The following is a 15,271-nucleotide window of genomic DNA, read 5'->3' as shown; positions in this document are numbered from 1 at the left end:
GTGTCAAATGGATGCGTCAGGGTTGCGTGACTTCACGGGATTGTAAGCGCGGCCTCAGCGCCGGAACGGCTGGGTTAGCGCAAGCGGCGCGGTTTGCCGGCCAATCAGCCCCGCCACCGCGATCAGCGCAAGCAGATAAGGCAGCATCACCAGCAACGCGGTCGGCACATGCACACCGATCAAGGGCAATTGGAACTGCAACGCGCTCGCGGCGCCGAACAGCAAACACGCGCCGACTGTGCGGCCGATCTTCCAGTTGCCGAAGATGATCGCCGCGATTGCGAGGTAGCCGGCGCCACCAGTCATCCCTTCGGTAAAGGTGTGAATGTCGCCGATCGAAATGAAACAACCTGCGGCGCCCGACATCACACCTGAAAACAGCACAGCGCCATAACGCAGCCGCGTCACCGAAAGCCCCGACTGATCAACCGACCTTGGCGCGGCGCCCACCGCGTGCAGCGCCACACCGAGCGCGGTCCGCCGCATCACGAGCGAGGTTGCCAGCAGAATCGCGAGGCCGAGATAGACGAGCCACACCTGATGAAACACGGGCTCACCGATGACCGGAATTGCACCCAGACCGGGGGGCGACCAGCGCGCGAGGCCCGGAATCACCGCACTCGAACGTTCGCCGAACAGCTCGCGATAGGCGAGCGTCGTCGCGCCGAGCGCCAGGATGTTGATGCCGATGCCTGTCACGATCTGATTGGCGCGCAACGTCACGCTCAGGAACGCTTGCAGCAAAGCGATCGGCAGCACGCCGAGCATGCCGATCGCGAGACCCAGCGCCGCATTGCCGGTCGCCCATGCACCCGCCGCGCCGAGAAACGCGCCCGACAGCATCATGCCCTCCACGCTCATGTTGAGCACGCCGGCCCGTTCGCTGATCAGTTCACCGGTCGAAGCCAGCATCAGCGGGGCGGCAAACCGGATCGAGGAGCCGACGAAAACCGCTACGAATTCCGCGTTCATCAACGTGCTCCTTTCGGCTCGAGCCACAGCGATCCGCCGGCCAGCGCGACGATCACGACGCCCTGCACCACCAGCACCAGCGCCGACGGCACGGATGCGACCATTTCCATATTGATGCCGCCCGAGCGCAGAAAGCCGAACAGCAACGCCGCCGCGCACACGCCGGTTATCGAGCCACGCGCGAGCAAACCGACCACGAGACCGTCAAAGCCGTAGCCCGACGAGAAGCCGGCTTTCAGCGAATATTGATCGCCTTGCAGCATCAATGCGCCGGCGAGACCGCCGAGCGCACCGGCCAATGCCAGCGCGCCGACGATTGTCGACGTGATCGGCATGCCGGCGCGGCGCGCTGCCAGCGCGTTCAGGCCGACGGCGCGCAGATACATGCCGAAGCGGCTGTACACCAGTACCAGCGCCACCACGATGCACAGCACGAGCGTGATCGGCAAACCGATATGCAGCCCCGTGGAGCTGGCACTCGACAGCAGCGGAAGTTTGGTCGAATCGGGGATATCCAGCGACTCGGGCAGCGTGGCGGCGTTGGTCATCGGCTGGCGCAGCAGCGTTTCGGATTGCACGCACCAGTAGAGGAACCACACCGCGATGAACGTCATCAGCAAGGTGCTGATCACTTCGTTGGTGCCGGCGCGCGCTTTCAGCCAACCGGGAAGCGCGCCCCATGCCGCGCCGGCCAGCGCGGCTGCCAGCATCGGCATGATGAACGACAGACCGAATGGCAAGTGAGCGACGTGGCCATAGAGGCTGACCGCGGTGGCGGCGATGCCGCCCATCGCGATCTGCCCTTCACCGCCGACGTTAGTCAGCTGCGCGCGGTTCGCCAGCACGAAGCCGCTGCCGACCAGCGCGAACACGAGGCTGCGATTGATCGATGCGCCGATCGCGTAAGGCGAGCCCCACGCACCGTCGGCGAAGGCGGCAAGCGCGTCGCCGAGCGGCACATGAACGATTGCGATCAGCGCCAGCGCCGCTGCAACCGCGAAGAGCGCGGCGCCTCCCAGCACGGCCGCGGTTCGCACGCGCCGCGAACCGTGCCATGAGACAAGAGACAAAGAAGTCGAAGAGGTCGTGGGAGTCATGCTGTCTGGCCTGCCATCCATGCGCCAATGCGCTCGCGTTGAAGATTGATTTGCGACGCATCCGGCACACAGGTGCCCATGATGCGGCCGCGATACATGACGAGGACGCGGTCGGCCACCGCCATCAGTTCGTCAAGTTCGGACGAGATCAGCAATACGCCGACGCCCTGGTCGCGCGCGGCGCGAATGTGCTCATACACTGCCGCGACCGCGCCGACATCGAGACCTCGCGTAGGCTGCGCCGCGACCAGCACGGCGAGGCCCTCGAGCGTGAGCTCGCGCGCCAGCACCGCTTTTTGCTGGTTGCCGCCCGAGAGGCCGCGAAACGCAACGTCGGGACTCGCGGCACGCACGTCGAAACGCTGCATCAGCGCACGGGCGTCGCGCCGCATCGCGCGTCGGCGCATGAAGCCGTGCCGCGCGTAGTCGTCGAGGCGGTTGAGAAAGAGGTTTTCGGTCAGGCTCATGTCGGGCACGCAGCCGACCGCGTGCCGGTCTTCCGGCACCACGCCGACACCCGCCTTCGTCAATGTCTGCGGCGCAGCCTGTGTGCAATCTTTGCCCTGCACGAAAAAGCGCCCTGCACTTGCGCGCTGCAAGCCAGCGAGCACCGCACCGAGTTCGCTCTGACCGTTGCCCTCCACGCCCGCGATGCCGACGATCTCGCTGCGGTTGACCACCAGCGTGCAGTCTTCGAGACGCGTGACACCGTCGGCATCACGCACCGTCAGGCCGTCAATCTGCAAGGCTTCGTCGGCGAGTGGCCGGCCGTAAGGGGACGCGCTGCGGGGTTTCGGCGGCGCGGGCTTCGCGCTGTGATCTGCGTTGTGATTCGCTTCATGGCCCTCATTCCCCGGCCGTTGAATCATGGCCCGCACGAGCGTATCGACATCGGCCGACGGCGTGCTCGAACGAGCGACCACGCGGCCGCTTTGCAGCACCGTCGCACGGCTTGCGATCCGGCGGATCTCCGCCAGCTTGTGCGTCACGAGTACAACCGCGCAACCGCGCGCGACAACCCGCGCACAGGTGTCGAGCAACGCATCGATTTCAGCCGGCAGCAACACGGCGGTCGGCTCGTCCAGCACGAGAAGCCGAGGCTCACGGATCAGACACTTGACGATCTCGACGCGCTGTTTTTCGCCGACCGACAGATCCGCGACCCGCGCATCCGGTTCAAGCGCGAGCCCCAGATCAGCCACCAGCGCGCGCACCCGTTGCGCCTCGCGCTTGCGATCGAGCCAGCCGCGTACCTGGCCGAGCAGCAGGTTGTCGAGCACGCTCACGTCTTCGACGAGACTGAAATGCTGATGCACCATCGCGATGCCGTGCGCAAGAGCGTCGCGCGGACTGTGGGGCTGATACGGCTCGCCATCCAGCCACATTGATCCCGCGTCGGGCTGATGCACGCCGAACACCACGTTGCAGAGTGTCGATTTGCCGGCGCCGTTCTCACCGAGCAGGCAATGCACTTCTCCCGCAAAGAGTTCGAGCGACACGTCGCTCAACGCCTGAAACGGGCCGAAGCGCTTGCCGATGCCGTCCATGCGCAGTACCGCGGTGCGCGGCGCGTCGTGACTCGCGCGGGCCGTGGCGCCCTCACCGGCCAACGCCGTTGTGCAAGCGGCAGAAGCTGGAGTTGCGTCCATATCAGCCTTCCGATACCTTGATCTTGCCGCTCTCGATGTCCTGCTCGATCTGCCTGATTTTCGTCGACATCTCCGGCGTCGCCTTGCAGACAACCATGCCCGACGCCTTCGGTCCCATTGCCAGGCCGAACGCCTTATAGCCCGGCTGCCACGTGCCAGCCGCCATCTGGTCGATTGCGTACTGCACCTGATAGCCGACGCCGGTAATCGAATACGCGATATACAGCGGGTCCGTGCCGCACCGGTCGGTATAGCTGCCGATCACATGCGTGTGCTTTTCGTTGGCCGCCTGCTCCATGCCACGCAAGCCGAGATTGAGAATGTGATAGTGGACGTCCGCGCCCTGGGAGATGGCCGCCAGCGTGGCTTCCTTCGCCTTCGAGACATTGTCGAAATCGCCCGTGTAGCTCTCGAAGTACTTGATCTTCGGATTGATGGAGCGCGCGCCGTTGCCGAACTCCTTGCCGGCGTTGACGATTGACGGAATTTCCATGCCGCCCACGTAGCTGACCGCGCCGTTCTTCGACAGCATCGCCGCGGCCGCGCCGGCGACGTAAGCGATCTCCGCCTGCTTGACGTCATATCCCGCCACATTCGGCGGCATGTCCTGCCCCTTGTTACCGCCGACGATTGCGAACTTCACATTGGGAAAGCGCTTGGCGATCTTCAGCACCGACGCCTGGGTCTGCCCGCCTACACCGATCACCAACTGGTTCTTCGACGCGAGGTTGGTCAGCGCCTGTTCCATGTCGGCGTAATTGATGTTTTCGATCATCTGCGTCTTGAGCTTCGGACCCAGTTCCTTCTGCGCGGCAACGAGCCCGTCGTAGCCGGATTCCATCCAGCCCTTGTCCGATTTCGAGCCGGGAATCAGCACGCCGACCCGTAACGGATCGGCAGCGAAGGCATGAACCGCGCTGGTGGATACGGCGAGCGCCACGACGCAGGTGGCGAGGGTTTTGAACTTGGCGATCGGCATTCTGGCATTCCTCTTGCGTTTGGTTTGGGTAAGTAGGTTATTCATGAACGAAACAGATGCAACTTCGGTGCCATGCCGTGCTTTTGACAGGCGCCGGACTTCGTTCCGATCTGCTCGAGACAACGGACTGCGCACGGCAAACGCACCGCGCGTCGAGGTCCGGGCAACACCCTTTTTATGGCGATTCAGACACGATGGAGAACCTCCGATGAAACAACACGACGCATATGGCACAAGCGTTTCCGGCCAGTTGGGCCGCGACGGCCGCTATAGCTGGAGTGCCAGCGAGAAACTGGTCGACATGTCCTTGCCCACGCCCGAACCAATCGTCGCGACGCTGTCGTGCGAACCGCAAAACGTGCGCATCGACCTGCGCAGCACGGCGATCGTCGTCATCGACATGCAGAATGATTTCTGCACCAACGGAGGATGGGTTGCCCAGATTGGGGGCGATTTCGCGGTGGACCGCGCGCCGATTGCACCATTGCAGCGCCTGCTGCCGGCTCTGCGTCACCGCGGCGTGCCGGTTGTCTGGGTCAATTGGGGAAACCGGCCCGACCTCGCCAACATGCCGCCGAACCAGTTGCATCTATATAAGCCGACCGGAACCGGCACAGGCCTCGGCGAACCGCTCGCGAGCAACGGTTCGCATGTGCTTGAGAAGGATTCCTGGGCAGCTGCAGTGGTCGACGAACTCAAGCCGCTGCCCGAGGACATCTGCGTGGACAAGTACCGCATCAGCGGCTTCTGGGACACGCCGCTCGACAGCATCCTGCGCAACCTCGGCATTCGTACGGTGATGTTCGCGGGCGTGAACACCGATCAGTGCGTGCTGCATTCGCTGACCGACGCCAACTTTCTCGGCTATGGCTGCGTGCTGGTGGAAGACTGCTGCGCGACGTCGTCGCCGGCGTTCTGCACGGAGGCGGCCGTCTGGAACGTGAAGAAGTGCTTTGGCTTCGTCACGGATTCGGCGCGCATCGTCGATGCCTTGGCGGATGCCACATGAGTGCGTTTATCTCTGGCCCACGCGTACGTGTCGCTGCGACGGCGAGCGGGCCGCTCGATGGTCTGCGCTTTGCGGTGAAGGATCTGATCGACGTCGCGGGCGTGACGACCGGTGGCGGCAATCCTGACTGGCGGGAAAGTCATGTGCCGGCGCACCGTCATGCGCCCAGTGTCGGCGCGCTGCTGGCTGCCGGCGCGACGCTCGACGGCAAGACGATTACCGACGAACTCGCCTATAGCCTCGAAGGCGCCAACCATCATGACGGGACGCCGCTCAATCCGCGTTGGCCGCATGCCTTGCCAGGCGGATCGTCTAGCGGCGCTGCGTCGGCAGTGGCCAGCGGTGAGGTGGACTTTGCGTTAGGCACTGATACCGGTGGCTCGGTGCGCGTTCCCGCAGCGTTCTGCGGGTTGTGGGGTATGCGGCCGAGTCACGATGCGATCTCGCTCGAGGGCGTGTTGCCCTTCGCCCCGTGCTTCGACACGGTCGGCTGGTTCGCGCGCTCGATCGATGTGCTTGCCGCGGTGGGCGACGTACTGCTGCCGGAAGCGCCCTCTGCGGCTTCCTCGTCCGGGCAGCCGCTGCGCCTGGTTCGTGTCGCCGAAGCGTTCGCCGCTCGTGCGCGCAACGAGTCCGACGATGCTTTACGCCTTGAGGCGCTAGCTGAATCGTTAGGCGCGGACACGTCGCTCGATCTGTTCGCCGGGGACGAAGCTCGCTGGCTTGCGTGTTATCAGGCCGTGCAGGACCTTGAAATCGACGCCTCGCTCGGCGACTGGATCCGTTCGGCGCAGCCACGTTTCGGCCCATCCATTGCGACCCGCTTTGCACGGCTGCAGACGCTCGATCGAAACCAGGCCGAAAAATGGCGCACCACTCAGCGCGAACTACGCAGCGTGCTCGATGCGACGTTCGAACCCGATCGCGTGCTGCTCATGCCGACCACGCCCGTCGCGCTGTTGACGAAAGACGCGTCGGACACCGCAATCGGCGGTTTCTATGAAGCTGCGCTCACGATGAACTCGATCGCCGCACTTGGCGGCCTGCCGCAAATCACGCTCCCTTTTACTGACGAAATCGATCGTCCGCTTGCGCTGTCGTTCATCGGCGCGCGCGGCAGCGATCGCGGGTTGCTTGCCCTCGCGCGCGATCTATACTCGCAACACACTTTGGCGAACCTTCGGTAGCGGAGCATTGATGCACAACCTGAAACTCGCCAGCAGCACCAGCGGCATGGTCACCAGTCCGCACGCCGTTGCCAGCGCCGCGGGCCTCGACATACTGCGTGCGGGCGGCAACGCGATCGAAGCCGCGATCGCCATCGGCGCGGCGCTATGCGTGACGTATCCGCATTTCACTGGGCTCGGCGGCGACGCTTTCTGGGTGATCGGCGACCGGCACGGGATGTTGCGCACGGTGTCGGGCATTGGCCAGGCCGCGCAGCAACTGCCACCGTACAGCGGCGCGATTCCTTTGCGCGGTGCTGCGTCTGCGATCACCACGGCAGCGACCGTCGACACGTGGAATCAGGCTTATCAGATCAGCCGGACCTCATGGGGCGGGCAGCAATCATGGGCATCGCTGTTCGATCACGCGCTCGACTATGCAGCGAATGGGTTTCCCGTCACGCCTTCGCAGCATTTCTGGCAAACACTACGCGCGGATGAGTTGCGTTCCCTGCCCGGCTTTGCGGCAACTTTCGCGCCACACGGCCACATTCCTGCCATCGCCGAACCTTTCGTGCAACCCGCGCTGGCGAAGAGCCTGGAGCGGATTGCCCGCTTCGGCGCGCGCGAGTTCTATGAGGGCGAGCTTGCAGAGCGGATCGCACTCGGTTTGCGCGAAGCCGGCTCGCCGCTGACGTTGAGCGATCTGGCGCGAACGCAAGCACGCGACGAGGCGCCATTGCGTGTGGCCTATCGTGGCGGCGAACTGGTCAGCATGCGGCCGCCGACTCAAGGAGTGACGACCCTGCAGATCATGGGCATGCTCGATCGTTTCGATATTGCGCAGATTGCCGAGGGCAGCGCCGACTACTACCACCTGCTGGTGGAAGCGGTGAAATGCGCGTTCGTGGACCGCGACCGCTTCGTATCCGATCCTGAGTTCAACTGGGTGCCCGTCGATGACATGCTGTCGCCCACCGCACTCGATGCGCATGCACGCTCGATCAATCTGCGTGAAGCGCGCGCATGGCCCCACGTGTTTCGCCCGGGCGACACGGTGTTTATCGGCGCGACGGATAGCGAAGGCCGCAGCGTCAGTGTTCTGCAAACGGTTTACTTCGACTGGGGTAGCGGCGTAGTGGCGGGCGACACGGGAATTCTGTGGCACAACCGCGGCGCTTCATTCAGCACGAATCCCCGGCATCACAATGCGGTGCAACCGGGCAAGCGGCCGTTCCACACGCTCAACCCCGGCATGTATCTGAAGGATGGCCGGCCACATCTGCTGTTCGGCACGCAAGGCGCCGACGGTCAGCCACAAACGCTGGCCGCGATTCTCACGCGGCTGATCGACTACGGGATGGACCCGCTCACTGCCCTCGCCCGTCCGCGCTTTCTGCTTGGCAAGACATTCTCCGATACACGCGATGCGTTGAAGCTCGAAGAGGACGTCGGCGCCGACGTGTTTGCCGAACTTGCTGCACGTGGGCATGAAGTGAGCGCCATTCCAGCGCAGAGTCCTTTGGCCGGCCATCCAGGCGTGATTCGCATCGAGCCGGACGGTGCTGCATCGGGCGCGCACGATCCACGTAGCGACGGCCGTGCACTTGGGGTTTGAGTCGGCCGGGCGTCAAGCGGTCACGCGTCGCCATTCACGTAGTTTCCCGTGCTGACGCATTGGCGTAGCCAGTGATGCCGAGCAACTGGCCGAGGCTTTTCTCGCCGCGCATCCGCGAGGTTTCGATTCGCTCCTGGATATCGCGAAGGTGCGCTTCCATATGAGCCATTGCGCCCGCTGCATCGCGCGCCTCGATGCAATCGACAATCGTCGCATGCTCAGCATGCTCGCATGGCGCGTGCCCCGGCGGCTCATACACGCCGACAATGAGCGAGCAGCGCGAAACCAGTTCCTTCAGGTAGTTTTGCAGGATCGAGTTGCCCGCGAGCGCGGCGATGCGCATATGAAAACCGCTCGCGAGCGTGGCCCACGAAGGCTGGTCGAAGCGATGCATCGCCTCATGCTCGCTCGCCAGTTGCTGGCGCAAGGCTTTGATGTCCTGAGCGCTCGCGCGCTGTACGGCAAGTTCGACCAGCATGCGTTCGACGGAGCGCCGCGCCTCGAAAATCTCGCGCGTTTCCTCCGGCGTCGGCTCAGCGATCACTGCGCCCTTGTTCGGCCGCAGCACGACGATGCCGTCGTAGGCAAGCTTTTCCAGAACTCGCCGCACGACCGCGCGGCCCACACCGAACAGTTGGCACAACTCGGGCTCCGGCAGCTTCGTGCCGGGGGTCAAACGATGGTTCAGCACGCCGTCGAAGATTGATTGATAGATGCGCGCGTCGTCGTCCGCTTCTTCCTTCGGCGTTTTTCTGGCGATGGCCGCGGCGGTTTTCGGCTTGGTGGTCGTACTCGTGCTCATGCAGCCTCCGGGCGCAGCACGCCGTCCCGCTCCAGTTCGTCCATGTGATGCGCGATTGCGCCCGGCGTCGTGATCCACACATCGCCTTTCGCTCGTGCCGCGGCGATGTGTTCGAGCGCGCGGCGCAGATGCCGTAGTCGATATGGCTGCCCCACCAGATAAGGATGCAGCGCGATGCCCATTACGAGCGCCTGCGGTTGCGTGCCGCGATTCGCCTGCTCGAGCATCTCGTCGAACTGATCGACGATCATGTCGGCGAACGCGCGGCCGTCCATATGGCGGCCCACCATCATCGGCAGATCGTTGAGTTCCTGCGGGTACGGAATCGACCATAACGGTCCGCTGCGTGTCGCCATACGTACCGGACGATCATCGTGACACCAGTTCAGCGTATAGCGATAATCCGTCTCGGCCAGCAGGTCGGGCGTCAGGTGCGATTCGGAGATCCACGGTGAGAGCCAGCCCTGCGGCGGCGCGCCGGACGCTTCGGCGATACGTTCGCGGCAATGCAGAAGCAGCTCGCGTTCGCCATTTTCGTCGAGGTCGCTTTGCCGATGTGCGTTGGTGTGCCCGTGACCGATCAGTTCGTCGCCACGCGCCACGCACGCAGCGATCAACTCCGGGCAATGGTCGTAGAGCGCGGTATTGATGAGCGTGCCCGCAGGCATTTCCAGCTGGTCGAACAGTTCGATACAGCGCCACGCGCCCACGCGGTTGCCGTATTCGCGCCAGCTGTGGTTCAGCACATCCGGTTGCGGCGAAATCGGGCCGAGCGCGGCGCCTAGTCCCTCGCCGAATGCAAAGTGCTCGATATTGAAGCCGAGATAGACCGCAAGCCCGCTATCGCCGGGCCAGCGGAACGCGTCGCTATCCGTGATCGGGCGATACGCAAAGCGGCCATGGGTGGCGATCGGTTGACGGGCGCGATTCTCTGCTGCGGGCATGTTCCGTGTGTCGTTCATGTAAAGAAGCCGTGAGTGACGAAAGGCGACGCGCTAGGCCCCGCATGAACCGAGTTGGCCGGATCATGCCCCGGGACGGACCGAAGACGCACCGCGATTGCGCAAAAAGAAACGCTTTGATCGCTGACGATCGACGCCGCAGATCGTTTGCAATATGTGAGCCAATTCGTCGACGTTAAGCACACCGGCGCGTTTGCAATCGCCGGACCTCGCGAATGGACGGATGGCACATGTCTTGCATTTGGATGGCTTCGCCGAGGCATCGCGCACGGTTTTGCGTGCGTCAGCACTTCGCCGTTCACGAGGACATCCACTCCATGATTCAGCCTGCTTCAACGGTGCTAGAAACCACAGCCGCCGATATCGAACTGGTGCACGTGTCGAAGCAATACGGCGACTCGCTTGCCGTCGACGCCATCGATCTTCGCATTGCCGGCGGTCAGTATTGCTGCCTGCTCGGGCCCTCGGGATGCGGCAAGACCTCGACCCTGCGCATGATCGCCGGGCATGAATCGGTCACCGAGGGTGACATTCTGATCGCGGGACGCAATGTAACGCGCGAAGAACCCGCTGCCCGCGGCACGGCGATGGTCTTTCAGAACTACGCGCTGTTCCCGCATCTGAGCGCGCTCGATAACGTCGCGTTCAGCCTGAAGATGCGCGGCATAGCGAAGGATGTGCGCCGCAAGCGTGCCGGCGAGCTGCTGGAGCTGGTCGCGATGTCCGCGTATGCCGAACGTAAACCGGCGCAACTATCGGGCGGCCAGCAGCAGCGTGTGGCGCTCGCTCGGGCGTTGTTGAATCAACCGGGCTGCCTTTTGCTCGACGAACCGCTTTCAGCGCTCGACCCCTTCCTGCGCGTGCAGATGCGTGCGGAACTCAAGCGCTGGCAGAAAGAACTCGGTATCACGTTCGTGCACGTCACGCACTCGCAGGAAGAAGCGATGGCGCTTGCCGATCTGGTGGTCGTGATGAGCCACGGGCGCATCGAACAAAGCGGCACGCCGCACGAAGTCTTCAACCGTCCGCGTACCGAGTTCGTCGCGCGTTTTCTCGGTGGTCACAACGTATTCAACACGAATGGCCGCTCGTTTACCGTGCGCGCCGATCATCTGCGAGTGGTGCCGCACGGCGTCACGCCAGTTCAGACGGCAACCGGTGAGAGTGGCTTGGCGCGAATCGGCGGCGTGCCCTGCAAGGTGCGCGAAGCGGAATACCAGGGCACCCATTTACGCATGACGCTCGATCCGCTCGACGGCTCGCCGGAACTGATCTCGTTGGTGAGCGACGGCGATTATGACCCGGCACGGCTCGGCCCCGACGCGCGTGTGGTGGTCTGGTGGAACGAGCAGGATGCGCATCCGCTGGCGGCCTGAGCGGGTGCGCGGTTGTGTTCTGCCTGCGCGACACGGTGGCGCAAAGAAGGTCTCTGAACGAGAAACGTGAACCGAGTTTTAACTGAACGACAAACAGGCGCTGACCGAACATCAGGCGCAGACCAAACGAACGTCAACTGAGGAGAAGGCAATGAGTGAAGCGAACGAGAGCCCGGCAGCGGCCGCATCCGATCTGAAGGAAAAGGGCCTGTCGCGCCGCACGTTCATCAAGGGCGCTGTGGCGGCGGCCGGCATTGCCGGTTTTCCGTACGTGCATGCGCAGGAGAAGATCACGTTGCGCTACCTCGGCACGGCGGTGAATCAGAGCGCCGACATCGCGAAGAAATTCAAGGAAGACACAGGCATCGACATTCAATATGTGCCGGTGACGACTGACGACGTGGCCAAGCGCATCATCACGCAGCCCAACTCGTTCGACATTGTCGACACCGAATATTTCGCGCTCAAGAAACTGATTCCGGCCGGCACGCTCGCGGGCATGGACGCGAAACGTATCAAGCTCGCCGACAAGATCACGCCGGTGCTGACACGCGGTGAAGTGAACGGCAAGAAGATCGGCGATCAGGGCACCGCGCCGAAAAAGGTGATGTTCCTGACCGGCCCGCGCTCCACGGAATTCTCCGCAACGCCGACCGAATGGATGACGCTGATCCCGACCACATACAACGCGGACACGCTCGGCATCCGTCCCGACCTCATCAAGCGGCCGATCGACAGTTGGGCCGAATTGCTCAATCCGCAATTCAAGGGCAAGGCGGCGCTGTTGAACATTCCCGCGATCGGCATCATGGATTCGGCAATGGCGATCGAGGCGATGGGTCACGTGAAGTATGGCGACAAAGGCAATATGACCAAGGCCGAAATCGACCAGACCATCAAGATCCTGATCGAAGCCAAGCGCGCCGGCCAGTTCCGCGCGTTCTGGAAGGACTTCAACGAAAGCGTGAACCTGATGGCGTCAGGCGAGGTGGTGATCCAGTCGATGTGGTCGCCAGCCGTGACCAAGGTGCGCACCATGGGTGTCGCCTGTAAGTTCCAACCGCTCAAGGAAGGCTATCGCTCGTGGGCGTCAGGTTTTGGCTTTCCGCGCTCCCTGCAAGGGAAGAAGCTCGACGCTGCGTACGAGTTCGTCAACTGGTTCCAGGACGGTTGGGCCGGCGCCTACCTGATGCGTCAGGGCTATTACTCGGGTGTGCTCGAGACGGCAAAGACGCACATGCAGCCTTACGAATGGGACTACTGGATCGAAGGCAAAGCTGCCGCGCAGGACATCAAGGCACCCGATGGCCAGTTGCTCGAAAAAGCCGGCACCGTGCGTGACGGCGGCTCGTACAACCAGCGCATGGGGGCGATTGCCTGCTGGAATGCCGTGATGGACGAGAACATCTACATGGTTCAGAAGTGGAACGAGTTCATCGCGGCTTAAATGTGGCTTGAACGTGACCTGAGCGACTGAATCGCATGCCGGACTGCCGGTGCATGACCGGCCGGCAGTTCTTCGATGACGCGGTTATGCCGCAAAAGTGCTTCCACTGATATCCGCCCATGGCAACGATCGACCTTCCTTCTCACGCGCAGGATGAGCCCGTCAAACACCGGCGCGCGCCGGCATGGTTGCAGGCGACGCCGCTTTCGCTCACGTTCCTGCTGTTTTTTATCGTGCCGCTGGTCATCACGTTGATCGTCAGTTTCTGGGACTTCAACGAGTACCAGATCATTCCGGCTTTCACGCTCAAAAACTACGCGGCGATTTTCAACGGCTGTTCGTCGATGACGGACGTCTGCGTGACCTTGAAAACATACTGGTCGACGCTCAAGTTCTGCGCGATCGTATGGACCGTGACCTTGCTGCTGGGTTTTTCGATTGCTTACTTCCTGGCGTTTCACGTACGCACGACGAGCATGCAGACAATCCTGTTCCTCGTCTGCACGATTCCCTTCTGGACGTCGAACGTGATCCGCATGATTTCGTGGATGCCATTGCTCGGCCGTAACGGGCTCGTCAATCAGGCCCTGCTGGGCGCACATCTGATCGACCAGCCACTCGAATGGTTGTTGTATTCGAATTTCTCGGTCGTGCTGGCGTTCGTGCACCTCTACACGTTCTTCATGATCGTGCCGATTTTCAACGCGATGATGCGGATCGACCGTTCGTTGCTAGAGGCCGCGCGCGATGCCGGCGCAAGCGGCTGGCAAGTGATTCGCGACGTGGTGTTGCCGCTGTCGAAGACCGGCATTGTGATCGGCTCGATCTTCGTGATCACGATCGTAATGGGCGACTTCCTGACCGTCGGCGTGATGGGTGGCCAGCAGATCGCATCTGTCGGCAAGATCATCCAGGTGCAGACCGGCTACCTGCAATTTCCCGCCGCGGCGGCCAACGCGATCATTCTGCTGGCTGTCGTGTTGATGATCGTGTGGGGTTTGACGCGGGTGGTCGACATCCGCAAGGAGCTGTGAAGATGCAGGCCATTCGCCTCAAACATCGGGAGCGTCGGCCGGCCAGCTTTTACTGGCTCGCGCTGCTGTTTGGTTTGTTCGTGCTGTTCCTGTATGGACCGGTCATTACGATTTTCATTCTTTCGTTTCAGGGACCCGAGGGCGGCCTGACGTTTCCGATGCGCGGTGTGTCGTTGCACTGGTTTGCCGCGCTGCGTGACGGTGTGGGCGATGTCGATATCTGGGGCGCATTTGGGCGATCCGTGCGGCTCGCATTGGCCGTAACGGTGTTGACCGTGCTGTTCTCGGTGGCGGCCGGATTGGCATTTCGCCGGCGATTTCGCGGGGATACTGCCGTCTTTTACGTGTCGGTTGCCAGTCTGATCATGCCGTCCATTATCGTTTCGCTGGGGATCGGGTTGACGTTCCGGTTGCTCGATAACGGTGTGAAGTTTCTCGCTTCCGCGTGGGGGTATCAGTCGTTTGCCGATACCTATACGACGTCGATGGGCTTGTTCACGTCGGCGCTGGGCGCGCATTTGACGTGGACGCTGCCATTCGGTTTGCTCGTGATGTTTGCTGTGTTCAACCGCTTTAATCCTGCTTATGAAGAGGCTTCGCGGGATCTGGGTGCAACGCCGTGGCAGAGCTTCCGGCACGTTGTTTTGCCTATTATCGGACCTTCGGTTGTCGGCGTCGCGATGTTTGGGTTCACGCTTTCATGGGATGAGATTGCGCGTACCTCGCAAGCGATTGGAGATCAGAATACCTTGCCGCTCGAATTGCAAGGGCTTACCACGTCGGTGACGACGCCTGTCATTTATGCGCTTGGGACGATGACTACGGTTTTGTCGCTTACGGTTATGGTTTTGTGTTTGCTCGCGGTGCGGGGGTTGGGGCGGCGGCGGGTGAAGTGACGTTTCTTTGCCTGCTTGGCGGTTGGGTTTTTGTTTGCTCGGGGTGTTGGGGTTTCCTTGTTCTGGCCTTGGTGCCTTTCCTTGTTTTGTTAGTGGTCTATTAGTGTTGCCCCTGTGCGGGGCGGCACTTACTTTCTTTGCCGCCGCAAAGAAAGTAAGCAAAGAAAGCGGCTAGAAGCCCCTGCTAAGTGGGCGCCGTGGTCTGCACAGGGTAGTGGTGCGACTGGAATCCGTGCTCTCGCACATTCGGCGTTAGTGACAAAG

At 62.4% G+C, this 15,271-nt stretch carries 13 protein-coding genes; 7 read left to right on the top strand and 6 right to left on the bottom strand.

The genetic code is table 11. The features are described from left to right. Window positions 1–54 precede the first annotated feature (54 nt). The 4 genes from M0D66_RS23060 to M0D66_RS23045 form a co-directional block, all read right to left on the bottom strand. Entirely contained in the window at window positions 55–972 is a 918-nt protein-coding gene (locus M0D66_RS23060; RefSeq protein WP_093645951.1) for an ABC transporter permease, read from the bottom strand. Beyond that, on the bottom strand, window positions 972–2,069 hold the full coding sequence (locus M0D66_RS23055) for an ABC transporter permease (RefSeq protein ID WP_211706376.1): 1,098 nt from the start codon (window positions 2,067–2,069) through the stop codon (window positions 972–974). Before M0D66_RS23055 ends, M0D66_RS23060 begins: the two co-directional genes overlap by 1 nt. Next, window positions 2,066–3,616 carry an ABC transporter ATP-binding protein gene (locus M0D66_RS23050; protein ID WP_211706387.1) on the bottom strand — a complete coding sequence of 517 codons (1,551 nt, stop codon included), beginning with the start codon at window positions 3,614–3,616 and terminating at the stop codon, window positions 2,066–2,068. The genes M0D66_RS23055 and M0D66_RS23050 overlap by 4 nt, the downstream gene beginning before the upstream one ends. Before the next feature lie 103 nt (window positions 3,617–3,719). After that, entirely contained in the window at window positions 3,720–4,697 is a 978-nt protein-coding gene (locus M0D66_RS23045) for a BMP family protein (RefSeq protein ID WP_093645955.1), read from the bottom strand. 208 nt (window positions 4,698–4,905) lie between these two features. Here M0D66_RS23045 and M0D66_RS23040 point away from each other — a divergent pair, with 208 nt between their 5' ends. From M0D66_RS23040 to ggt, 3 genes are read left to right on the top strand one after another with little or no spacing between them, the layout of a single operon-like run. After that, window positions 4,906–5,706, top strand: a complete 801-nt coding sequence (locus M0D66_RS23040) for a cysteine hydrolase (protein ID WP_211706377.1) — start codon at window positions 4,906–4,908, stop codon at window positions 5,704–5,706. Continuing rightward, window positions 5,703–6,893, top strand: a complete 1,191-nt coding sequence (locus M0D66_RS23035) for an amidase (RefSeq protein ID WP_211706378.1) — start codon at window positions 5,703–5,705, stop codon at window positions 6,891–6,893. Before M0D66_RS23040 ends, M0D66_RS23035 begins: the two co-directional genes overlap by 4 nt. Window positions 6,894–6,903: 10 nt before the next feature. Next, entirely contained in the window at window positions 6,904–8,490 is a 1,587-nt protein-coding gene (gene ggt, locus M0D66_RS23030) for a gamma-glutamyltransferase (RefSeq protein WP_211706379.1), read from the top strand. A gap of 34 nt (window positions 8,491–8,524) precedes the next feature. Here the strand turns inward: ggt and M0D66_RS23025 are convergent, their stop codons facing one another. After that, window positions 8,525–9,292 carry a GntR family transcriptional regulator gene (locus M0D66_RS23025; protein WP_200620305.1) on the bottom strand — a complete coding sequence of 256 codons (768 nt, stop codon included), beginning with the start codon at window positions 9,290–9,292 and terminating at the stop codon, window positions 8,525–8,527. Then, window positions 9,289–10,254, bottom strand: coding sequence for a polysaccharide deacetylase family protein (locus M0D66_RS23020; RefSeq protein WP_211706380.1), 966 nt, complete (start codon window positions 10,252–10,254; stop codon window positions 9,289–9,291). Before M0D66_RS23020 ends, M0D66_RS23025 begins: the two co-directional genes overlap by 4 nt. Window positions 10,255–10,571: 317 nt before the next feature. Here M0D66_RS23020 and M0D66_RS23015 point away from each other — a divergent pair, with 317 nt between their 5' ends. The 4 genes from M0D66_RS23015 (at window position 10,572) to M0D66_RS23000 (ending at window position 15,007) form a co-directional block, all read left to right on the top strand. After that, the gene (locus M0D66_RS23015) at window positions 10,572–11,630 is read left to right on the top strand and encodes an ABC transporter ATP-binding protein (protein WP_093645985.1); all 1,059 of its coding nucleotides are present in this window, start codon (window positions 10,572–10,574) and stop codon (window positions 11,628–11,630) included. 151 nt (window positions 11,631–11,781) lie between these two features. Further along, entirely contained in the window at window positions 11,782–13,077 is a 1,296-nt protein-coding gene (locus M0D66_RS23010) for a PotD/PotF family extracellular solute-binding protein (protein ID WP_054042307.1), read from the top strand. A 119-nt stretch (window positions 13,078–13,196) separates the two neighbouring features. Then, window positions 13,197–14,111 carry an ABC transporter permease gene (locus tag M0D66_RS23005; protein ID WP_054042305.1) on the top strand — a complete coding sequence of 305 codons (915 nt, stop codon included), beginning with the start codon at window positions 13,197–13,199 and terminating at the stop codon, window positions 14,109–14,111. Window positions 14,112–14,113: 2 nt separating this feature from the next. Continuing rightward, window positions 14,114–15,007, top strand: coding sequence for an ABC transporter permease (locus M0D66_RS23000; protein WP_211706381.1), 894 nt, complete (start codon window positions 14,114–14,116; stop codon window positions 15,005–15,007). Window positions 15,008–15,271 lie beyond the last annotated feature (264 nt).

Origin of the sequence: Paraburkholderia sp. SECH2 (assembly GCF_030464795.1) — a bacterium.
GTDB classification, from domain to species: domain Bacteria; phylum Pseudomonadota; class Gammaproteobacteria; order Burkholderiales; family Burkholderiaceae; genus Paraburkholderia; species Paraburkholderia aspalathi.
The sequence above is the reverse complement of the archived record's forward strand: the minus strand, read 5'-3'. Positions and strand labels throughout refer to the sequence as shown.